The organism is Thalassoglobus sp. JC818 (assembly GCF_040717535.1).
GTDB lineage: Bacteria > Planctomycetota > Planctomycetia > Planctomycetales > Planctomycetaceae > Thalassoglobus.
Window position 1 is genome coordinate 135,167 of the sequence record NZ_JBFEFI010000005.1, and the last position, 19,693, is coordinate 154,859.

Below are 19,693 nucleotides of genomic sequence, written 5' to 3' on the forward strand. Positions count from 1 at the left end.
CGAGCGCTCAGTACATTCGGCGAAACTCGTAGCCACATATGCTTACGGGGAAGCGTTGGAAGAGTCTAAACAATCTTGTGCTTCTTCAGTTTGCTGAAGAATGTACTCCTTGGCATTCCAAGCATGCGGGCCGCTTCGGCTTTATTCCCCTCGCATTGCTCGAGTGCCTCGCGCAACTGGCTCGCTTCTGATTCAGAATCACCCGTTGTCCGTCGAGCGACTGAGCTGTGCGGAACCGCAACTGAGCCAACTGACTTCGGCATCTGAATGGAACGACTGCGGGGAGCTGATTGAGACAGTTCCTCCGGGAGATCTTCAGCATGGACGAATCGGTCTTCGGCCAGCACAACAGCGCGTTCGATCACATTCTGCAATTCGCGGATGTTTCCCGGCCAGTCATATCGCTCCAGAATTTTCCGAACGGCATCATCAAACCCGACAATTTGCTTGGATGCCTTTTCGGCCGCCCGTTTAAGGAAGTGTCTCGCCAATTCGTAGAGGTCTTCTTTTCTGTGTCTTAGTGGCGGAACCTCCAGACTGATGACATTCAGCCGATAGAACAGGTCTTCGCGGAACTTGCCATCTTCGATCAATTGTTCGATATCTCGGTGAGTGGCAGCCACAACACGAACATCTACGGAAACGGACTTCGTTCCTCCAACCGGTTCAAAGGCACGCTCCTGTAAAACTCGCAGCAGTTTCACCTGCACATCGAGTGAAATATCACCGATTTCGTCGAGAAACAGGGTTCCTCCGTCAGCCAATTGAAACCGACCCTGCTTGTCTTCCCGAGCATCGGTAAACGCGCCCTTCACGTGCCCGAACAATTCACTCTCCAGCAGCGTCGGCGAGAGTGCCGCACAGTGAACCGTGACAAGCGGCCCGCTGCTTCTCAAACTGTTCTCGTGAAGCGAGCGTGCAAGCAGTTCCTTTCCCGTTCCGCTCTCGCCTCGAATCAAGACAGAAGAATCACTGGCCGCCACTTTTCGGACAGTATCCAAGAGCGTCGACATCGCTTCGCCTGTGCCGACAATCCCAGCCCGATGAAAGGTCTTTGTCTCTGAAACAGGAGTCGTCGACGTCGACATCGCTCCCAATTCCTTCTGCAGCGCCGAAAGCTGACGTTCCTGATCGGAGATCTTCTCAATCTTCAGCTTCAAATCCTGATTCAGCCGCGACACATCCTTTTGGACCGTCGCACAATGTAATGCGATCGATGCCACTCGAGCCATGGCGGTCACGAACGCGACATCTTCTGCCGAATAGCTTTTGTGAGCAGGCTTCGCTCCCAGCACAAGAATCCCAGCGAGAGCGCCTTGAATTTCCAATCCATGAATGGCTTCGGCCCCCAATCTTCTGATCAGTTCCTGCAGAGGAGATCTCGCGTGCGGAGTCTTTTGCCAGACGCGATTCATTTCCAGAGCGCTGAAGACTTCCTCCTCAAGAACCACTTGAACGGGAAAGTTCGAACGTCCAGACGCGATCAGCATTCGAAAGACGGCCCGCTCCGATTTTCGAAGGTAGAGAGCTGCTTCACCCACGTGCAAAACGTCGCGACAGGAATCGAGGAGACTCGCCGAAACCTGCTCCGGCTCTAGCACTCCGGTGACTACGCTGTTCATCCGCTTCAGAGCTTTATCGAACTGATACTTCTCGCTGAAGAAGTGGCGATCGAGGTTTCTCTGCAATGCATCGCGTGTCCAGGTGAGCACCAGAACAGAAATCATCAGCACCATGACGAGCGGAATCGTTCTCCCAAAAATTGCCAAGTCCTGATGCAAAGCCGTCACTGCTCCAATCGCTATCAGAGCACAGAACATCAACACCAAGGCCAGACTCAAGCTGTAATACCACACACCTCGACTGACCATTTGATCAACGAGCAGCAGTTTGTACTTCGCGATTCCCACAGCGTACGCAAACATGAACGCGACGCTCGCGAGAAACATCGGCAGCCTCGCCCAACCCAAGGCGAACTCGACGGGATGGAAAAACCACAGATAGACGGTGTAAGCGACGGGAATCAACGAGAACAACGCCGCTCCCAGAATTGACCGAACCTGATTCGCCTCCAGAGCATTTCGAGTCGACCGAACGCTTTGGACCAGCAGACCGACGCAACCTGCGAAACATGTCACGGCGAACAACACTCCGATCTGGGCAGCCCGTCTTAAAAATGGCATCAACTCTCGAACCACGTTCCGAAACACGGACTCGAGAGTTTCAGCGAACGGTCCCGATCCCCAATCTGCTGTCAAAAACCAGGTGGCTGCGATCAGCGAAGTCAACGCCGCACTGACCACCAACGGGATGCCATACATCGCCACCAGACTCAGACCACGTCGATTTCGATAAAAGCGAACTGGAAACGGGTAGACGACGAAGAAATTCAGCAAGACTGCTGGCAGGAAACACCCAGCGATCGCGAAGACAGAAATCAGAAACGGGCTGGAAGCGACCACCCACCAGTGACTTCCCCCGAGAAATGCACACGTCGTCACCGAAGCGAGAGCGAAGAATGTTCGCACCGGTTGATCGAACGGCCGATTCCAGTACGCCACCCCACCGATCACTACAACGAACATCTGGAGCACAAACCAGAAGAGGACCATTGAAATGCCTGAGATCGGCTGAGGAATCAGCGGAACCCAGGTTTCGAGCGGACGTTCGTCGCCGCTCCTCAACAGCCAACACTTTACGTAACGAGATTTATCGGGGTATTCGACAACGGAAAGATTCCCAGCGTACTTCTCTTCAGATGGATCAAGCCCGAACTCAATCGTCCCCTCCGATCCGACCGAGAGATTTCGCCACTCTCGCTGCACTCGAACGAAGTCCACGAATGAATGGATGCGTCGACCGCCCAGTTCGATGATGTGATCACCGACTTCGGGGATGTTGCCCTTCCATCGATCCTCATCTGACACATAGCGAATTTCGGCGCCAGGTCGTGCGAACTGGTCATCATTGGAAACAAGACAATTGAACGGAAGCGCTGGCTGTGTCGGCACATACCACAAAACGACCAACCCGTACAGCACCGAAAACGCTGCCAAGGCATAGATCATCCGAAAGCGAATTGTGGACTGCCGAAACATATCCATTTTGTTGAATCTTTCGTTGATTCGGCGCCGAATCGGCGCGTCTCAGCACCACGTTACCGAGAATTTCTGTCGATCACAACCTTCAGAACGCACAGATTATCACGGTTTTAATGCAACTTGAGCGAAAACGGAAAAAACGACACAGTTCGACATCTGATTGGTGCGCCAATTGCATTTCCTTCTCGCACCCAACCATGCCCCTTGAGCTGGTGAGACCCGAAACTGCTCGTTTTTTGATTGCAGCTTCCCACTCTGCAACCAACCTCTTTTACCCACGAGCCAACGGCAGTTTTCCTCACCCTCAGGGGTTGTTTTCTTTCTTGCCAATCGCTTCGAGCAAACGATCTTAAGAGATCAATATAAGAACTCTGCGCTGCTGCAGTAAACTAGGCACAAAAGGAGGTATGGTGACTTTTACTCTGCCACTTCCTGAGCCTTCAATAACCTCCCAAAACTGGGCAGTGTTCGAGGCAGCTGTATCAAGCATGCTCATGAGGCGGATCTTCGAGATCAAACACAGACTTCGAGCTGAGGCTCCCTGCACAGGTGTCAGACCTGATTGGCGCAGGAACTTTGGACAAACACTTTCAGATCTTGAACTGGTGGCGTTCAAAAAATTCCGAACCCAGCACACAGATCCTCGGCTGCAGTGTTTTTTCCAATAGAATGCCAGAAGCAACTCAAGCCTCTGTTTTGCGGCAAACAGAGGACCATCATTACCGGAAGCTGGCCAATTGCCTTGCAAGTCGTTTGAGTTGTTGTCGTGGCCGAATCGGACGGGCGCCGATGGCTTCGACTTCTGTCGGCGCTTTGAGTTCTCTCACCCAGATCTTGCGAAAATGGACCTCGGAGCCTTCACTCTGCAGGCCAATCGCTCCGACTTGAGGATCACACCCTGTCACCTCGCCAACTGCGGTATCGTTGATCGTGACCGTCACTGTTCCATTCTGACAGCGAATGAAGCACTTGTTCCATTGATTGACGGGCCGAGCGAGCATCTCGACGTTCCGTACTTCGTTCGCAGACTTCGCACTTCCACCCGGAAAAATGCTGCCAGCGACCGGCTGGTGAAGTTGGACCTGCACAGCTGTCGGCCAGACTCTGTCCTCGCCAGTTGTGAACAACAAGACACCGCTGTTGCCGTTTTCGTCCTTCGGGAATCGCCATTCCAGGCTGAACTCAAAGTCAGAATAGATCTTTTTCGTCCGGATGTACCCGTAAGGCTGGCCTCGGCAGATAATGTAGTCGAGCTTGGCTTCCTCGTCAGTGGCCAGCGTCCAGGTCTCTGAGAAGGGAGCCCCTTTCTTGCCGGAGACAAATTCCCAAGCTTCACCGGGGAAATCGGAGCCGATCAGCGAGACCTTCGTCGTCGCTTCAGCTGAGCCGTCAATTTCCGTCGCCTGAGCAAGAAGCGACTGAACGCCGAGAAACGCGGTCACAAGGCAAAAGCGACCTGCTCGACTGAGAACACGATATACAAGAGAGTCAATCATAGATGTCTGCGCACGGGAACCACTCTGAAATCAAGTCTTTTCCCACGCCAACAGCGATAAGTTAATCACAATTTTTCCAAAACGCAAACAACTGAGCGCACGAAGCGATCGCAGACACGCATCGAGGTGACCAAACCAGAGGGGTTCGCGAACAGCTCAGAGAGACGACTACAGAGCTTCGCGCTGCTCTTCCAGAAGCTTAATCCATGGGCCAACGTAGTGCCCGTTGTCATGGAACGTTCTTCCGCTCACGAGATTGCCGTCGATGACACACGGCTCGTCGACGAAAATGCCCCCGCACACTTCAAGATCGAAGCGACACTTCGCAACAGTCGCCATCTTTCGTCCTCTGACACAGTCAGCATAGGCGGGAATCTCCACCCCATGACAGACGCAGCCAACCGGCTTGTTTGTCTCGAAAAAGTGCTTGGTGATCCGGACGAGATCAGGATCGTAGCGAATGTATTCCGGAGCCCTTCCACCCGAGTAAAGAATCCCCAGATACTCGTTGGGATCAATCTCTGAGAAGGCAACGTCAGCGTTGAGGGTATACCCTTCCCACTCTTTGGTGATCGTCCAACCCGGTTTCACCTCGTGCATCACCATCTGATACTGTCGCTTTTCCGGAGCAGCCACGACGGGCTGAAAACCGCTCTCGATCAGTCGATAAAAGGGATACATCGTGTCGAGAGTTTCCGCTGCATCTCCAATGACAATCAGAACCTTATGCATTCGAGCTTCATCCTGTTGATTTGAAAGTAATTTCCAGCTGCGCCAATCCAGTCTGCTGTTCAGGATCAACGAGGTATCAGTTCCGGCTGATCTTGAAATTCCCGCCGGTTGTCAGTTCAATTCGAAATGTGGCCCCACCAACTTCCTCTCGCCAGAACACCACTATGACATATCCCCTGCTGCAGTTGAACCAACTCCGATCACTGAGCTTTCTGTTCGCTCCGTTTTTTGCCTGCATCCTCTGCTCCGCCTGCAGCAACGGGCAGGAACCGACTCAATCAGCAGAAGCTCAACCGTTTAAGACAGAAGCTGCTGCTCCGGCTGTTCCCCGAACAGGTGAAGACTGGCCGCACTTTCTTGGTCCGACTCACGACGGCATTTCGACGGAAACCGGATTGCTCGATTCGTGGCCAGCCGACGGACCGCCACTTGTCTGGGAACGGGAAGTTGGAACCGGTTACAGTGCCCCGTCAATTCTAAATGGCCGGCTCGTGCTTCATCACCGGATCAACGATGAAGAAATCGTCGAGTGCTTTAACGCTGAAACTGGCAAACAGCAATGGAGTTATTCTTCGCCAAGTCGCTTCCGGGACCCATACGGATACAACAACGGTCCGCGCTGCTCCCCGATTCTGACTGACGAACATTGCTTTACGCTGGGAGCAGAAGGACGACTCCTGTGCTTGAAGCTGACAGCTGGCTCTCTCGTCTGGGAGCGGCAACTCCGCGATGAGTACGATATTCCGGACGGATTTTTTGGAGTCGGCTCGACTCCGATTCTGGAAGGCGATCGCCTCATCGTCCCGGTCGGGGGACAACCCAACTCGGGAATCGTTGCTTTCGACAAAAACACGGGAAAACCGCTCTGGAGCGCTGTTGGCCAAGCGACGTGGGACAGCGTTTCTACTGGCTGGGCTTCTGATGACACCTACGACTGGACCGGTGAGGAGATGGTCGTTAGCTACTCTTCACCAATCGCCGCGACCATCCATGGTCAACGCCACATCCTCTGCCTGATGCGTCACGGCCTCGTTTCTCTCAACCCAGAAACCGGCGAAGAGAATTTTCGTCACTGGTTTCGCTCTCGAACTCACGAATCGGTCAACGCAGCCCGGCCAGTCGTCGTCGACGATACGATTTTGCTTTCAGCTGCATACCGTGTGGGAGCCACGCTTCTTCGTGTGCAACCCGATGGAAAAAGCTACGAAGTCGTCTGGAGTGATCCACGTAATCTCCTCACTCACTGGTCGACGTCGATTCCTCTGGACGGGTATTTTCTCGGGTTCAGCGGTCGACACGAAAACGAAGGGGAGTTGCGATGCATTGATGCAAAAACCGGAGAAGTGAAATGGTCGACCACTGGTGCATCCGAAGATGCTTCCTTCAAACGAGCCTTTGACGGATCGATTGTTAACGCAAAGACCGGAGAGACCGTTCCGTTTCCGTTTTATGGTCGAGGTTCGAAGATTTTGGCTGACGGAAAGTTCATCATTCTTGCCGAACGTGGAACGCTCGCATTGTGCAAAGCGACAACAGAAGGCTGGGAAGAAATCTCACGCTGCTCAGCCCCGAGAATGAAATACCCAAGCTGGACAGCCCCAGTCCTCTCCCACGGATTGCTCTACCTTCGCTGCGAAGACGCCCTCGTCTGCCTCGACCTGAAGGCATCGAATCCGCAGTAGCGCGTGCTCTACTCTGAATACGTCACTGTAAGTGTTGCTCTCAACTGGTAAGACTTTTCCTTCGAGACAGGAGACGAGCATTCTCCGCTCTGAAAAGTATTCCACTTCATGAATGATTTGAAGTCATTAATAGCTGTGCTTGTCCAATTCGACTCGGCCTCGGAACGTCCAGTAGACGGCTCCTGTGTAGCCGAGCACGAATGGCATTCCGATCACTGCGATGAGAGTCATCAGTTTGAGCGTCGCTGTTGACGATGCAGCATTGTAGATCGTCAAACTATTCTCCGGATGCGGGTCAGAGGCGACCAGATTCGGGAACAGAGAGACTCCGAAGAGAAAGACGAGCGCGGCGATAGTGCAGGCAGACGACAAGAATGCCTGACCGAAGGCTTCCATCTTGACCGTGCGCGAGATGTTCATGATCGCTAAGACGTTCAATATGACGACAGCGTAAGCAAATGGGAATTCGTGGAAGTTGTGAAGTGCTTTTGGAATTGTGGTCAACGTCGCAACGGTCAGCGCCAGGTAGAGAGCCAGGAAGGCGAAGTAGCCGATCCAGATCCAGCGCCGAGCACGCTGTCTGAGTTCTCCGCCGGTCTTGAGAGTCAAGTAAATTGCCCCGTGCATCAGGAACATTGCGATCGTGAGAAAACCGGTCAGCACCGGATACCAATCGATTTGATCGCTGACACTTCCCCGGAAGATGCCGCGACCATCGAGAGGAACTCCGGTCATTGCTCCGCCGACTGCCACGCCGAATACGAATGAAGCGGTCAGACTGGAGACGAAGAAGACCTTGTCCCAGATTCCTCGCCACGTTGCGATTTGCAGCTTGCTGCGAAACTCGATCGACACCGCTCGAAAGATCAACGCAGCCAGAATGACCATGAAACCTTCATAATACCCGGAGAAGACCGTCGCATAAGCTTCCGGAAAAGCTGCAAACATCGCCCCTCCGAATGTCACCAGCCAAACTTCATTGCCGTCCCAAATCGGGCCGATTGAGTTGAGAATGATCCGCTTTTCCTTGTCGGTCTTTCCCAACGGAGACAGCATTCCGACTCCCAGGTCGAAGCCATCGAGAATGGCATAGCCGGTGAGCAAGATCCCCAAAATGACAAACCAGAGCAGATTCCAATCCATCTCGAAATCGTCTTTCTAGAGCAAGTTGCTCTTAGCTGTGCACTCGCTTGTGATGTTTCATCAGGAAAAGGCTGTGTTCGCTCATGTGAGAGAGTGCAAACCAAACCTGAAGATACTCGATCCACTTTGACAGTTCGGACTCCCGAGCAGCCTTCAGTCTGTGATACTTCTCAGTACATGCTCCGAACGGCTTCACTTACCGTTTGGCGATGCTTGTCATTTCTGATGTCGAATTGATTGTCATTCAAAATCGGCATCTGAATCGTCGACGGGCTACGCCAATGACTCTTTTCGTCGTAACACGGATTCTTCTTTTTCTTCCGTTCCGGATGGGGGCCAGTCCGGTCCCTGTTTAATTTTTTGGTGCAACAGCATGATCCAGAGCACGAAGAGCAAGCTGTAAATCATTCCGAAGAAGATAATCGACGTCAGCACCTGACTTGCTCGAACAACCTCTGACAATGCCTCACTTGTGCGAAGGCCGCCAACAGGTTCTCCGTCGACGATGGTCGGATACACAATCCACGGCTGTCGTCCGACTTCGGCACTTACCCACCCCACTTCATTGGCGATAAACGCCAGAACGACGGCGAACACGAAGTACCACAACAGCCAACGCGTTTCGAAAAGCGTGCCTCGCCAATGGAGAAACGATGCATAGAGCGTGGTCAGAATGAAGAGCATTCCAATCCCGACCATGAGATGAAAGGCCTGAAACGTCAACCAGACAGGTGGTCGCCCCCATGTCTCTTCGAGATCGTTTAATCCCATGACATGGGAATCGGGATCACCTGAAATCAACATGCTGAGGCCACCGGGAATCCCCAAGCTGTACTTGACCGTCTCGGTCTCATCGTCAGGCCAACCGAAGATGTATGACTCGGCACCATTCGTGGAATGATAGACGCCTTCCATCGCGGCCAACTTCGCAGGTTGATGTTCTGCAACGGTATCGGCTTGGAAATGTCCGGAGACCAATTGGGCCAGTGACGAAACCGTTGCCAGCATCAATGCTCCAGTGAACGATCGCTTGGCAAACTCGACATGTTTTTTGTGGAGCAAATACCAGGCAGAGATGCTCATCACGAAGAAAGCACCAAGAATGAACGCCCCAATCCAAACGTGAATGAGACGTTGCACCGACGACGGATTGAAGACGACTGCCCAGAAATCGACGATTTCAGCCCGTTGAAAAGTGTGACCGTTGATCACGTGATCACGAATGACATGCCCCGCCGGAGTTTGCTGCCACGAGTTCGCTACGGTGATCCAGACTGAAGAAAAGATCCCGCCAATCGCGACCATGAGCGTTGCGAAGAAGTGCGTCCACTTTCCGACACGATCCCAACCGAACAGGAGCAGGGAGAGAAATCCGGACTCGAGAAAGAATGCGAAGATCCCTTCGGCAGCCAGTGCTGACCCGAAAACGTCTCCGACAAACCGCGAATAGACCGCCCAGTTTGTCCCGAATTCAAACTCCATCACAATCCCGGTGACAACACCGAGGGCGAAGTTCAACCCGAAAATCTTCGTCCAGAATCGTGCTGCCGCGTCGTAGATCGCTTCGTCAGTCCGAATGTGCTTCCACTTCAGGTAGACGAGAATGATCCCCAGCCCGATTGTTAATGGGGGAAACAAATAGTGAAACATGATCGTCAGCGCAAATTGCAGCCGCGACAAGAACAGGACGTCCACGGTTTCCTCACTTTCCCGATAGACCATTCTCGTGGATCTCTGCACTCACCCGAATGCGATTTCTCCAAAGCGTCAAAACTCCTGAACTGAATCAAAACATGACGCTCGCCAGAGAAAGCGATGAGTGGCAGTGACGCTTCGCTATCGTAAAGGATTGAACCGGAAAAGTGTCACCGTAAATCACAAATGTTCGACTTCCTCATTCCTAGAATTCGTGATTCTTAATATGAGGGAATGAAATCGAATTGCCTTGGTGAATAAGATGCTGGAAGACGTGAAGCGTTGCTTCCAAAGACGATTGGCGTTCGTCAATCGCTAGAGATTCTCGGCCTGTTCATGCGGAATCAGCACGGTGTGACCTTCAAAGTTGGCCAGCCCCCAGGGAAGTTTCCAGGAGATCATTTCGCGCACGAGCGCATCATCATCGAGAATCTCGAAGACCACTCGCCCAGTGGATGGCACAGTCGAATCGATGATATATCGATCCATCACACTTTCACTCGTCTCAACAATTTCAAACTCGACGAGTGATCGCTTCGGCGTTGTGACCACTTCGGTGACAACTTCTGAGCCAGGACTCGGAACAGTTGTGTCTGGAATGACCACATTCAGTTCTTCGTTGGCAACGGGAGAGACTGCAGGAGGAACCGGGATTTCTCGATGGGCCTGTTTCATCTCAGGTCCTGGAATCGCTAGCCAGAGAGCGAGTCCGCTAAGCACCGCCAGACAAACTGCTATTGTGGCCTGTTTTCTTTGTCGGCGACGACGGCGAAGGCTGTGAGCAGCGCCAACGACATCGGACAGAATTTCCTGTTTACGTCGTTGGCCTGACTCACTCAGTGTCACGTTGATGTGTTCAGTCATGTTCAACACCCTCCGCTTGACTTCGCAACTGCTCTACGATTCTTCCGAGCCGACCATCCACCGCTCCCGGATTGAGCCCAATCGCATCGGCGATGCGTTTGAGTGTCCATCCCCATCGGTAACGCATTGTGACGAGACGTCGAGAATCTGCATCGAGCAGGCTGAGACTTTCGCTCAGCCAAACAAGTCTTGCTTCCACACGTTCCAGCTCTTCTATTGAGGCTTCCGTTTCCGTGTTCGCAGCGGCTCGCTGTGCCAACCGAAGTTGGGATCGACGTTTTCGAAGAAAATCAATCGCGACCGAAGTGACCAGCTTTCTTGTCCAGGCTTTCAGTTTCGAGCGACTCTCCATGACTCGAATCGACTTCAACATTTTCAGCATTGCATCATGAACCAGATCGAGACACGTTTGCTCATCCGCACCAATCGAACGCTGTGCCTGATGAAACATTGTCGAAAAGAATTCCTCGTAGTAATTCTCAATCGCTTCTGTTTCACCGGCCATCAGACGCTCGGTCAGTTCGTGCGTGTCATCCGGTCTCGTCATCCCAGATTCCTGCAGAAACGTATTCACCCGCGTTCGAGACGGACTTGAATTCAGAGAGTCAAAATCCCGCTGACTCGATCGATCACCGATCGAAAGAGAGAGCAATCATCGGGAAGATCGTTTGGCTTCGATAAACTGCTTCTGAAGCTCCAGAATTTCGCTCTCACGCTTCTTGATCAATTCCTCCAACTCAGCGACTTTCTGTTTGGATTGATGGAGTCGCTGCGCGTAGTCCTGCACATTCTTGACCATCTCTTCCCGTTCGTCATTCATCTTCTTCGCTGTCGCTTCATGATGTCCGACAAGTTGCAATGCATCTATAATCTGTCTGACAACCTGGAGGTCAGTCTCGGTACCAGCGACAATCATCAAGCCCGTCTTTGCATGATACTTCATGCGAATCGGTGTCGACTCCGCAGAGTTCTCCCGAAGTTCGATTGCCGTTTCGATTGTGCTGAGGAGATCTTCGGCCTGCAGCGTCGAGTCATCCGAGAGCATTGGCCCCACTGGGAACGTCTCGATAATCAACTTTGGCTTTTGAGGAACTCCAGCGTAGCCACCACCGTAGCCACTGCCCATCATGCCTCCCATATCTCCCAGTCCACCGTAGCCGCCCGCTCCGTATCCGCCCCCTCCATCATATCCGCCGTATCCGACTCCCATTCCGGAAGAAGCGGGAGCAGCTCGGAGATACGCAATCATGTCAGGCTGGCTGATCGAGACTTGAACAGGCGGAGTGGTTAAAACTCGAAGTAAATCGAGAATGCTCTTCGCAGAAACGTTCCGAACTTCCAGTTCGTTGACTTTCGCGCTCCGAGCCTCTTCATCGACGATCAAGTTCAGATCCTGAAAACTCTCGCGCATGACCTTCGCAAACTCTTCGAGTGTTCCGCCTTTGAAGGAGACATCCCCTTTCGCCGGTTCCGGGCGAGAATCTCCGGAGTAGCCATACGAGCCGCCTGGGCCACCGAACCCACCTTGCCCCATCGCCGTTTGTTCGAAACCAACGAATAACACCGACACTCCGAGCAGACAGGCAAGTCGAAAACGATTGAGCTGCGGCATTTCCATCTCCTTGCAGATTGTGATTTTGCTTCGTGATCATACGACGTAGCGAGAACTCTTCGATCCGGTCCGCTGAACGCACTCGCCAATCTTCCATTCCCTCAACGAAGCTCAGGTGCTGATTTCGCGCATCATTTCCAGAAAACTTCCAAAAGCGCAAAGAAAAAGGCTGACACCCACATTGGGGTCTCAGCCTCTTGTTCAAACAGCGACATCGCTCGTCGTTCGTTTACGGAAGTTCGGTGCCGTCATCAATCATCCTCGCACCATCTACTGACTACTCTTCAGTGGAGAAGGAAAAGATGCAGACATGCTGGTACTTCTCGCCCGGCTCCAGGACGACACTGGGAAACTCAGGCTGATTGATCGAATCGGGAAAGTGCTGTGTCTCAAGGCAGATCGCACTGCGATGAGGATAAACTTTGCCGTCTTTTCCAGTCTGTCCTTTGAGGAAATTCCCCGAGTAGAACTGAACGCCGGGCTGATCTGTTTTGACGGTCAAGACTCGACCGCTCGCTGGATCTTTGAGTTCTGCTGCTTTGCGAGTCTTACCAGCCTCGCCATTGATAACGAGATTGTGATCGTACCCAATTGTCGAAGCTTCATCGTACTCGGTAATTCGCTCACCGATTTTATGTGGCTCACGAAAATCAATTGGAGTTCCTTCGACAGATTCAATCACTCCTGTTGGAATCAAGCCTTCATCGACGGGTGTGTAAGAATCGCAAAAGAGTGTCAATTCGTGATCGAGAACGGTTTCACTCCCCGCACCTGCAAGATTGAAGTACGAGTGATTCGTCAAGTTGATGGGCGTCGCCTGATCGGTGGTCGCTGAGTACCGAATCACGAGATCGTTCTTGTCTTTCTTCAATGTCATTCGGACAACGGAGGAAAGCGTTCCGGGATATCCTTCTTCCCCGTGTGGGCTGACATAACGGAAGACAACTCCCTGCCCCATTTCGTTTTCGAATGGCTTCGCTTTCCAGACAACTTTGTCGAGGCTTCGCTCGACTCCGCCGTGCAGATGGTTCGGCTCGTTGTTGATCGCCAGCGAGTAATCTTTTCCATTCAGAGAGAATTTGCCTTCGGCGATTCGATTGGCCACGCGACCGGCGGTACATCCGAAATACTGGTTGTCTTCGGATTCATACCCAGCGACATCATCAAAACCCAGCACGACGTCGGCGACATTGCCGTCTGAATCTGGAACGAAGATGTTCGTGATCGTCGTCCCGCGAGTTATCACGCGGACTTCCATTCCGTTGTCGTTCTTCAGTGTATAACTCTCGACCGCTTCACCATCTTTCGTCTTCCCGAACGGTTTGGCTTCGGGGACGTCAGAGAGTGCGACAGTCGCAGAAAGCAATGGCCAGACAACTGCCAGTTGAAGGCTGGTTCGCCACATGTGAATAATCTCCGAATCTAAAAACATTTCGATAGAGTTTGATCCGAAGATTATTGAAACCATGCGACCGGTTCCACAAGCGTGTGCCAATCGATTTCACGAAGAGGTCTGATACCGCCTCGCAATCGCAACCAGTCCGAGAACCATTCCGCGCCCAATCGCTCCCGATGCAAACCCGTCGCTCAAGCATACGAACGCGAATAGATAGAGAAAGAGAGTGGCAACTCCCCATCGAGTTCGAAAGATCGCATCACTCGCAAACATTTGAAGAAGTTCTACCGGGATGAGAGCAGCCCATCCGTCAGCTTTCTGGACGACCTTCTCCTCCGCAATTCTCGGAATCCGAGCGTCGTAGCCGAGTTCTTCTCGAACGTCAAAACGTCCGACCTCGTTGCTGAGTGCTCCGAATTCACGATCGGCCAGACGCCGCACAAAGTCGGGATCGCTCCGCAGAGCAGCCTCGACCCGTTTCATGTGCGTGATTTCAGCAGAGCGTCGTGCCTGTTGTTCTTCCAACGCCAGGCACTGCTGTTCAACGCGACAGAACGTGGCCAGCGAGGGAGCGAGAGCGAAAGCCGCATACATCGCGGAAGCAGTCAGAAACGTTCCCCAAAACATCAGCGAACTGATTGTCGAGACGAATCCTTGATCCAACTCAGCAGAGTGACGGTCAGAGACTTCGTTTCGTTCTATTTCCGACATGAGGAATCAGTTCCTCGCAGAGTCTGCGGAAGAGGAACATCTCAAACGCAAGTCTCCGTCAGACATGTTCAGTATTGGGCGCAGCCCCGCCCCGTTTCTTCCAACATTACAAGCATTGCAACACGAAGCAATTGCCTGCTTCGCTGCCATCACAGACTTTGACTACTCGTGGTTTACTGTGCGATCACGACAGCCGGTTTTTCAGGAGAGTTCCCCGCTTGTCGAGCTTCGACTTCGTCTCGGTTCTCGCTGATCTGCTGAGTGAGGGACAAGTAGTCGTTGACGACCTTGCGTCGCAGCTCCTGAACTTTTTCGAGCAGTGAATTCCGTTCGGAATCGTACTTCCGAAGCGTTTCGACCAGACCGTTGAGAACCTCTTCGCTTGCACCGGCAGCAGCGTTGCCGTCACCATTCAATTCGGCCAGTCGCTGATCGAGTGACTCTTCTGAGTTTTGGATCTGCCGCGATGCGATCTCTTCGTTGATCTTCATCGTTTCCAGTTTGGAGTTGGCGATGATGATTGAGCTCTCAAGCTGAGCGATAGCACTTCCCCAGCTTCCGGGGAGAGTTTGACGCAAGTGAACCTTGCCCTGCTGAGGCCATGTCTGAATTTCGCCGGGGTATGGGTTTCTCAACAGTCGACCACCAGAGCGAGCTGCTTTGAGATCGCCGATTTCAAACTCGCCGAGAAAGCGGGATGACTCGCCGGGCTGTGGTTCGACAAATGCGAAGACGGTCGGAGACTGTGAGTCTGGCCCAACACCCAAACCAGCGTTCTGTCCAACTCCGAAATCGAAACGTGGAATTCCGTCGTTCAGAAGCAGTGAACGTGAACCCGGAGCTTGCCAGACTTCGCCCCAGAGGTGCGATTCCTGCTGCAACTCTTCCTCGAGATTGCGGACCGTCAGCCGCATCTCAGCCAACTGCTGTTCGCTGGTTTTCAATTTCTCCTGGCGCTGCTTCACCTCCGCCTGCCACTTGCTGCGAATATCAAGTGCCATCGTAGTGAGAAGGATCGCCGGAATAAGAATGACGACTGCCATCCAAAGGAAGATTTTACCGTACAGATGCATCGCGAGGTTTCCTCGACTTGGCCAGGAACGGCCGAAAACTGGCTCTCGGAGTTGTCGGACCGAATCACTTCAAAGTCTCTGCCGATTGGCAGACACCTGAAACTATCTTCACACACCTCCTGAATTGGTTTTGATGTGAAGATCGGCATGTGAGCCACTTCAGACGATCTCGACCTAAAAAACACCGGGAATGAGGAATTTAGCGGATCGCCAATCTCTTCTAAAAATATCGCCGGTGATGGTCGATCGTCAAGAAGTCTCCTACCGAAGGAGGCCGAACCTTTGAAAAGATCCGGCCTCAGTCCGTCATTATCGTTGCGATACCGCGAAAGGAATCTCTCCGTAGAGCGTCTCGCCATTCCTCACGATGTAGAACTTCAGCGGCCCCATCAGCCGTGACTGGTGCTGATTCAGAACATAGTCAATGTCGTCCCGCTTGACGGTTTCCCACTTGTCGAGACCAACGAGAATGTCACCACGCTGAATTCCTCGTGTCGACGCTGGCCCCTGCGGTCGCAGATCGACAACTTCGAACCCGCCGTTATAGGGTCGTGGGAGAGGAGTTGACGAAGCGACTTTCGAAAGCTTCAGCCCCAGCGTTTGCCAGACAGATTCGTCTTCCTGATTCACGGTCGAAGAAACCATCGGGCGATCTGGCGACTGAGCCCGGTTCGCGATCTGGTTTTGCATCGTCGATCGCTGTCCTGTCAGTGAGCCCACCGACAGTTGCAGGCTTTCTTCTTTCCCGTCGCGGAGGACGACGAGATCAACAGCTTCGCCAGCTCGCTTTCCGAACAGTGAACGTTCGAAATCGGTAGCGTCGACAACATCGACTGATCCGGAACGAATGATGACATCCCCATTCTCAAGGCCGGCAGCACTGGCTGGTGATCCAGGCATCGTCGACTGCACGACGAATTTGCGGTCGCGACCATTCTTGTAATCGATCGCTCGCACGCCGTGATAAGTCTGATGGTGCCGTTCAATGTTGATCAGCCGTGCCACAGTTCGACGAGCATCGTCGATTGGAATGGCGAATCCGATTCGCTGAGCACCCGCCCGAATTGCGACATTGATTCCGATCACATCGCCATCGACGTTGAGCAGCGGTCCTCCACTGTTCCCCGGATTGATGGCAGCATCGATTTGGATCAGGTTTTCGTATGCCTGCTCTTCGTTGACCTCAACGTCGCGAGACTTGTGGCTGACGATTCCGAGCGTCACGGTCGACTCGTAACCGTACGCATTGCCGATCGCAATGACATCTTCACCGAGCATCAAGTCCGACGAAGACCCCATCTGCCCCACGATGAGGCTGGTTCGCGGTTCGATTTTGATGACCGCGAGATCTTTCTGGGCGTCGTAAGCAAGGACGCGTCCTTCGTACTCAGCTCCATCGAATGTCGTCACGCGAAGACGTTCGACATCCTGAACGACGTGATAGTTGGTCACGATGTAACCGCGTTCATCGATAATGATCCCGGAACCCATTCCGTTGATCTTCGATGCTTTTCCGGCAGAAAAGACGACGTCGAGCGACTTTTGTCTTTTCTCGGTGTGAATATTCACACTCGATTGGAGGGCTCGCTGAACAATCCTCGTTCGGTGCGTATTCCGCACTGAAACGAATTCTTCCTCAGCATAAGCTGAGGTGGCAATAGTGACTGTCAGTAAAGCCAACCATGTGTGTAATTGGCGAAAGTGATTCGTCATCTGCGGACCTGTTCCAGGTGGGGTACTGAGTCCATTCTTGGGCGAGATCCCTCTGGCCGACCGAAGCCCACTCCTTTGATCTCCACAACTTGCATGATCGGAATGATCTCCGCTGCCCCTTGAAACCCGACAGACGGCGTCGCAAAACTTACCTAACCGACACTTGTTGATTTGGGTAAACCCTTCGGCATACAGTCCTCCTCTCAGTCACTTTCTCGCTCTTTCTGCCACTCCTCATTCAAGTTGAAAGCCACAAGATGAATCGCCTGAAAAAAATCGAAGAGATGCTGCAAGATTCGCCAGACGATCTCTTTCTCAATTACGCTTATGCAATGGAATTGGCTAAAGAGTCAGAAATCGAAGAGGCACAACGAACTTTCGCCAAAGTTCGAGGGATCAACCCGGACTATGTTCCCGCCTACTTTCAAGAGGCTCAGATGCTCGCAGCCGAAGATCAGACGGGCGAAGCCCGAACTCTGCTGCAAAACGGAATCGAAGTCGCCAAAAAAATCGGAGATTCTCACGCGCTGGGAGAGATGACCGAGTTTCTCGAGAATTTGTGAGTCGCCAACGAGCGAGAACTACGATGAAATTTGCGATCACCGGATTCCCTGCGTTTCCCGGAACCCCCTCCAACCCGACTCAAGATCTCGTCGACACTCTCAATCAAAACACTCCGTTCATCGACGGACACTCGATCGAAGCATTTTTGCTTCCGGTCGAATACAACGGAGTCGAGATCGCCCTGGATCAGATCCTCGAGATGTCCAATCCGGACGTCGTGTTATCGTTTGGAGTCGGAAGACACAGCGAGACATTGCGATTAGAGACCTGTGGCGAAAATCTCGACGATGCTTCCATTCCCGACAATTCCGGCGAGCTCCGTCAGGGAACGCCGATCCGCTCTGACCAAAGCCCGTTTCTATATTGTCCCCATCGTGTCGATCAGCTTCTTGAAAAACTTCAGCAAGCAAACGTTCCTTCCGAATTGAGCAAGGATGCTGGCCGGTACGTGTGCAATCATCTTCTCTTCTACGCCAGCCTGCTCGAGAACTCCGCTCAATCCAATTTCCGGTTTCTGTTTACGCATGTCCCGTCATACGAGAACGGATTTCAACTGGAACAGACGCTGACCGGGCTGCAGATCATGGTCCGCTGGTTTGCCCTACAAGAGAATTAATTCGCCTGCTGCGACTCACATTTGCACCCGGCAATCGATTAAATTGTCTTGAGACCCTTCTCACGTTGACTGCACTCGTCTGGACCGTTCGACACAGTTTTCGTTCTGTTTGCCGCTGGCAAAACACGAAAACTATTCAGAAAAGTGCTTGAATCTGCTCGCGATCTATCCGAATTACGAAACTGCGTCAAAATCGAAGACAACGTTAAGAGGTTGGCGAGAACAAACTCTGCTCGCAGCCTCAGACAAATTCAGAAAAGAGGAAGCTGATGGGAGACGAATCGAAAGCGCAATACTGGATGGGGTTCGATCTCGGCGGAACCAAAATGCTTGCTCAAGTCTACGACGAGAACTGGAAGGTCATCGCGAAAGAACGAAAGCGAACCAAGCCGGGAACATCGGAACGAGCCGGAGTCGACCGGATCATCGACACAATCAACGACGCTCTGAAAAAGGCCGATCTCAAACCGACCGACTTAAAAGGCATCGGCATCGGCTGCCCCGGCCCGATCGATATGGATCGCGGAATCTTGCTCGATCTCCCCAATCTGGGCTGGGAAGCGGTCCCGCTCAAGGATCAAGTCTCAGCCGACCTGAAATGCCCGGTTGCAGTTCTAAACGATGTCGATGCTGGAACTTATGCCGAATATCGAGTCGGCGCTGGTAAAGACGCACGGTGCTTGATCGGCGTTTTCGCGGGAACCGGAATCGGTGGCGGATGTGTTTATCGCGGAGAAATTCTGCGAGGCAAACAGGTTTCGGCGTTCGAAATTGGTCACATCCAGGTGATGTCGAACGGTCCTCGCTGTGGTTGCGGACAACGTGGATGTCTCGAATCCGTAGCAAGCCGATTGGCGATCGCGTCTCAAGCTGCGCGAACTGCTTATCGGGGTGACGCGCCGAATTTGCTTGAACACTCCGGAGTGGACCTCTCCAAGATTCGTAGCGGAGCACTCTCCACCTCCATCTCAAAAGGTGACACAGCAATCGAGGAAATCATCCTCGAAGCAGCAAGATATATCGGAATCGCAGTCGCCAGCGCGATCAACCTCATCGGCCCCGATATCGTTGTGCTGGGAGGAGGACTCGTGGAAGCCATGCCGGATTTGTTCATTCCGCAAGTCTTCAAAGCAGCCAACAAGCGAGTCATGCCTGCCTACCGTGACAGCTTCACAGTTGTCCCTGCCAAGTTGGAAGATGATGCAGGAGTCTTGGGCGCAGCTCTCTGGGCGGAGTATCAGCTTTCCGACGAGAAGTAGGATTAGAGCGAGTTGCTCGTTCCTGTGCACTCGCTT

General features: G+C 52.7%; 16 protein-coding genes. 4 read left to right on the forward strand and 12 right to left on the reverse strand.

Translation table 11 applies throughout. The features are described 5' to 3' along the window. Nucleotides 1-65: 65 nt before the first annotated feature. The 3 genes from AB1L42_RS14530 to AB1L42_RS14540 all read right to left on the reverse strand — a co-directional run bounded on the left by AB1L42_RS14530 (nt 66) and on the right by AB1L42_RS14540 (nt 5,329). Entirely contained in the window at nt 66-3,104 is a 3,039-nt protein-coding gene (locus AB1L42_RS14530; RefSeq protein ID WP_367056943.1) for a sigma 54-interacting transcriptional regulator, read from the reverse strand. A gap of 716 nt (nt 3,105-3,820) precedes the next feature. Continuing rightward, complete coding sequence (locus AB1L42_RS14535; protein ID WP_367056948.1) at nt 3,821-4,597, reverse strand: DUF1080 domain-containing protein; 777 nt, start codon at nt 4,595-4,597, stop codon at nt 3,821-3,823. A gap of 168 nt (nt 4,598-4,765) precedes the next feature. Continuing rightward, entirely contained in the window at nt 4,766-5,329 is a 564-nt protein-coding gene (locus AB1L42_RS14540) for a DJ-1/PfpI family protein (RefSeq protein ID WP_367056953.1), read from the reverse strand. Nucleotides 5,330-5,493: 164 nt separating this feature from the next. Between AB1L42_RS14540 and AB1L42_RS14545 the strand changes: the two genes are divergently transcribed. Next, on the forward strand, nt 5,494-7,011 hold the full coding sequence (locus AB1L42_RS14545; RefSeq protein ID WP_367056958.1) for a PQQ-binding-like beta-propeller repeat protein: 1,518 nt from the start codon (nt 5,494-5,496) through the stop codon (nt 7,009-7,011). A 126-nt stretch (nt 7,012-7,137) separates the two neighbouring features. Here AB1L42_RS14545 and cydB read toward each other — a convergent pair whose 3' ends face one another. From cydB to AB1L42_RS14590, 9 genes are all read right to left on the reverse strand, one after another. After that, entirely contained in the window at nt 7,138-8,154 is a 1,017-nt protein-coding gene (gene cydB, locus AB1L42_RS14550; RefSeq protein ID WP_367056962.1) for a cytochrome d ubiquinol oxidase subunit II, read from the reverse strand. A 273-nt stretch (nt 8,155-8,427) separates the two neighbouring features. Next, a complete protein-coding gene (locus AB1L42_RS14555) occupies nt 8,428-9,876 on the reverse strand; it encodes a cytochrome ubiquinol oxidase subunit I (protein WP_367056967.1) in 1,449 nt (482 codons plus the stop codon). A gap of 288 nt (nt 9,877-10,164) precedes the next feature. Next, nucleotides 10,165-10,713, reverse strand: coding sequence for a hypothetical protein (locus AB1L42_RS14560; protein ID WP_367056971.1), 549 nt, complete (start codon nt 10,711-10,713; stop codon nt 10,165-10,167). Next, nucleotides 10,706-11,260 (reverse strand): RNA polymerase sigma factor, encoded by a 555-nt coding sequence (locus tag AB1L42_RS14565; protein ID WP_367056974.1) that lies wholly within the window; start codon nt 11,258-11,260, stop codon nt 10,706-10,708. The genes AB1L42_RS14560 and AB1L42_RS14565 overlap by 8 nt, the downstream gene beginning before the upstream one ends. Nucleotides 11,261-11,365: 105 nt before the next feature. After that, nucleotides 11,366-12,325, reverse strand: coding sequence for a hypothetical protein (locus AB1L42_RS14570; protein WP_367056977.1), 960 nt, complete (start codon nt 12,323-12,325; stop codon nt 11,366-11,368). Nucleotides 12,326-12,602: 277 nt separating this feature from the next. Next, a complete protein-coding gene (locus tag AB1L42_RS14575; RefSeq protein ID WP_367056980.1) occupies nt 12,603-13,730 on the reverse strand; it encodes an aldose epimerase family protein in 1,128 nt (375 codons plus the stop codon). Between the two features lie 96 nt (nt 13,731-13,826). Continuing rightward, nucleotides 13,827-14,432 carry a hypothetical protein gene (locus tag AB1L42_RS14580; protein WP_367056983.1) on the reverse strand — a complete coding sequence of 202 codons (606 nt, stop codon included), beginning with the start codon at nt 14,430-14,432 and terminating at the stop codon, nt 13,827-13,829. Between the two features lie 173 nt (nt 14,433-14,605). Next, nucleotides 14,606-15,505 carry a hypothetical protein gene (locus AB1L42_RS14585; protein ID WP_367056986.1) on the reverse strand — a complete coding sequence of 300 codons (900 nt, stop codon included), beginning with the start codon at nt 15,503-15,505 and terminating at the stop codon, nt 14,606-14,608. A 309-nt stretch (nt 15,506-15,814) separates the two neighbouring features. Then, nucleotides 15,815-17,218 carry a trypsin-like peptidase domain-containing protein gene (locus tag AB1L42_RS14590; protein ID WP_367056989.1) on the reverse strand — a complete coding sequence of 468 codons (1,404 nt, stop codon included), beginning with the start codon at nt 17,216-17,218 and terminating at the stop codon, nt 15,815-15,817. Between the two features lie 257 nt (nt 17,219-17,475). On the opposite strand from AB1L42_RS14590, the gene AB1L42_RS14595 reads away from it, so the two are divergent. The 3 genes from AB1L42_RS14595 (at nt 17,476) to AB1L42_RS14605 (ending at nt 19,657) form a co-directional block, all read left to right on the forward strand. Beyond that, a complete protein-coding gene (locus AB1L42_RS14595; RefSeq protein ID WP_367056992.1) occupies nt 17,476-17,781 on the forward strand; it encodes a hypothetical protein in 306 nt (101 codons plus the stop codon). A 23-nt stretch (nt 17,782-17,804) separates the two neighbouring features. Then, nucleotides 17,805-18,398, forward strand: a complete 594-nt coding sequence (locus AB1L42_RS14600) for a hypothetical protein (protein WP_367056995.1) — start codon at nt 17,805-17,807, stop codon at nt 18,396-18,398. Between the two features lie 269 nt (nt 18,399-18,667). Continuing rightward, entirely contained in the window at nt 18,668-19,657 is a 990-nt protein-coding gene (locus AB1L42_RS14605) for an ROK family protein (RefSeq protein WP_367056998.1), read from the forward strand. Nucleotides 19,658-19,693 lie beyond the last annotated feature (36 nt).

What these genes read in the sequence shown, in the direction of transcription:
- AB1L42_RS14590 (WP_367056989.1), bottom strand. Translation starts at nt 17,218, where the DNA reads ATGACGAATCACTTTCGCCAATTACACACATGGTTGGCTTTACTGACA.
- cydB (WP_367056962.1), bottom strand. Translation starts at nt 8,154, where the DNA reads ATGGATTGGAATCTGCTCTGGTTTGTCATTTTGGGGATCTTGCTCACC.
- AB1L42_RS14555 (WP_367056967.1), bottom strand. Translation starts at nt 9,876, where the DNA reads ATGGTCTATCGGGAAAGTGAGGAAACCGTGGACGTCCTGTTCTTGTCG.
- AB1L42_RS14545 (WP_367056958.1), top strand. Translation starts at nt 5,494, where the DNA reads ATGACATATCCCCTGCTGCAGTTGAACCAACTCCGATCACTGAGCTTT.
- AB1L42_RS14540 (WP_367056953.1), bottom strand. Translation starts at nt 5,329, where the DNA reads ATGCATAAGGTTCTGATTGTCATTGGAGATGCAGCGGAAACTCTCGAC.
- AB1L42_RS14560 (WP_367056971.1), bottom strand. Translation starts at nt 10,713, where the DNA reads ATGACTGAACACATCAACGTGACACTGAGTGAGTCAGGCCAACGACGT.
- AB1L42_RS14530 (WP_367056943.1), bottom strand. Translation starts at nt 3,104, where the DNA reads ATGGATATGTTTCGGCAGTCCACAATTCGCTTTCGGATGATCTATGCC.
- AB1L42_RS14600 (WP_367056995.1), top strand. Translation starts at nt 17,805, where the DNA reads ATGAAATTTGCGATCACCGGATTCCCTGCGTTTCCCGGAACCCCCTCC.
- AB1L42_RS14535 (WP_367056948.1), bottom strand. Translation starts at nt 4,597, where the DNA reads ATGATTGACTCTCTTGTATATCGTGTTCTCAGTCGAGCAGGTCGCTTT.
- AB1L42_RS14580 (WP_367056983.1), bottom strand. Translation starts at nt 14,432, where the DNA reads ATGTCGGAAATAGAACGAAACGAAGTCTCTGACCGTCACTCTGCTGAG.
- AB1L42_RS14585 (WP_367056986.1), bottom strand. Translation starts at nt 15,505, where the DNA reads ATGCATCTGTACGGTAAAATCTTCCTTTGGATGGCAGTCGTCATTCTT.
- AB1L42_RS14605 (WP_367056998.1), top strand. Translation starts at nt 18,668, where the DNA reads ATGGGAGACGAATCGAAAGCGCAATACTGGATGGGGTTCGATCTCGGC.
- AB1L42_RS14570 (WP_367056977.1), bottom strand. Translation starts at nt 12,325, where the DNA reads ATGCCGCAGCTCAATCGTTTTCGACTTGCCTGTCTGCTCGGAGTGTCG.
- AB1L42_RS14595 (WP_367056992.1), top strand. Translation starts at nt 17,476, where the DNA reads ATGAATCGCCTGAAAAAAATCGAAGAGATGCTGCAAGATTCGCCAGAC.
- AB1L42_RS14575 (WP_367056980.1), bottom strand. Translation starts at nt 13,730, where the DNA reads ATGTGGCGAACCAGCCTTCAACTGGCAGTTGTCTGGCCATTGCTTTCT.
- AB1L42_RS14565 (WP_367056974.1), bottom strand. Translation starts at nt 11,260, where the DNA reads ATGACGAGACCGGATGACACGCACGAACTGACCGAGCGTCTGATGGCC.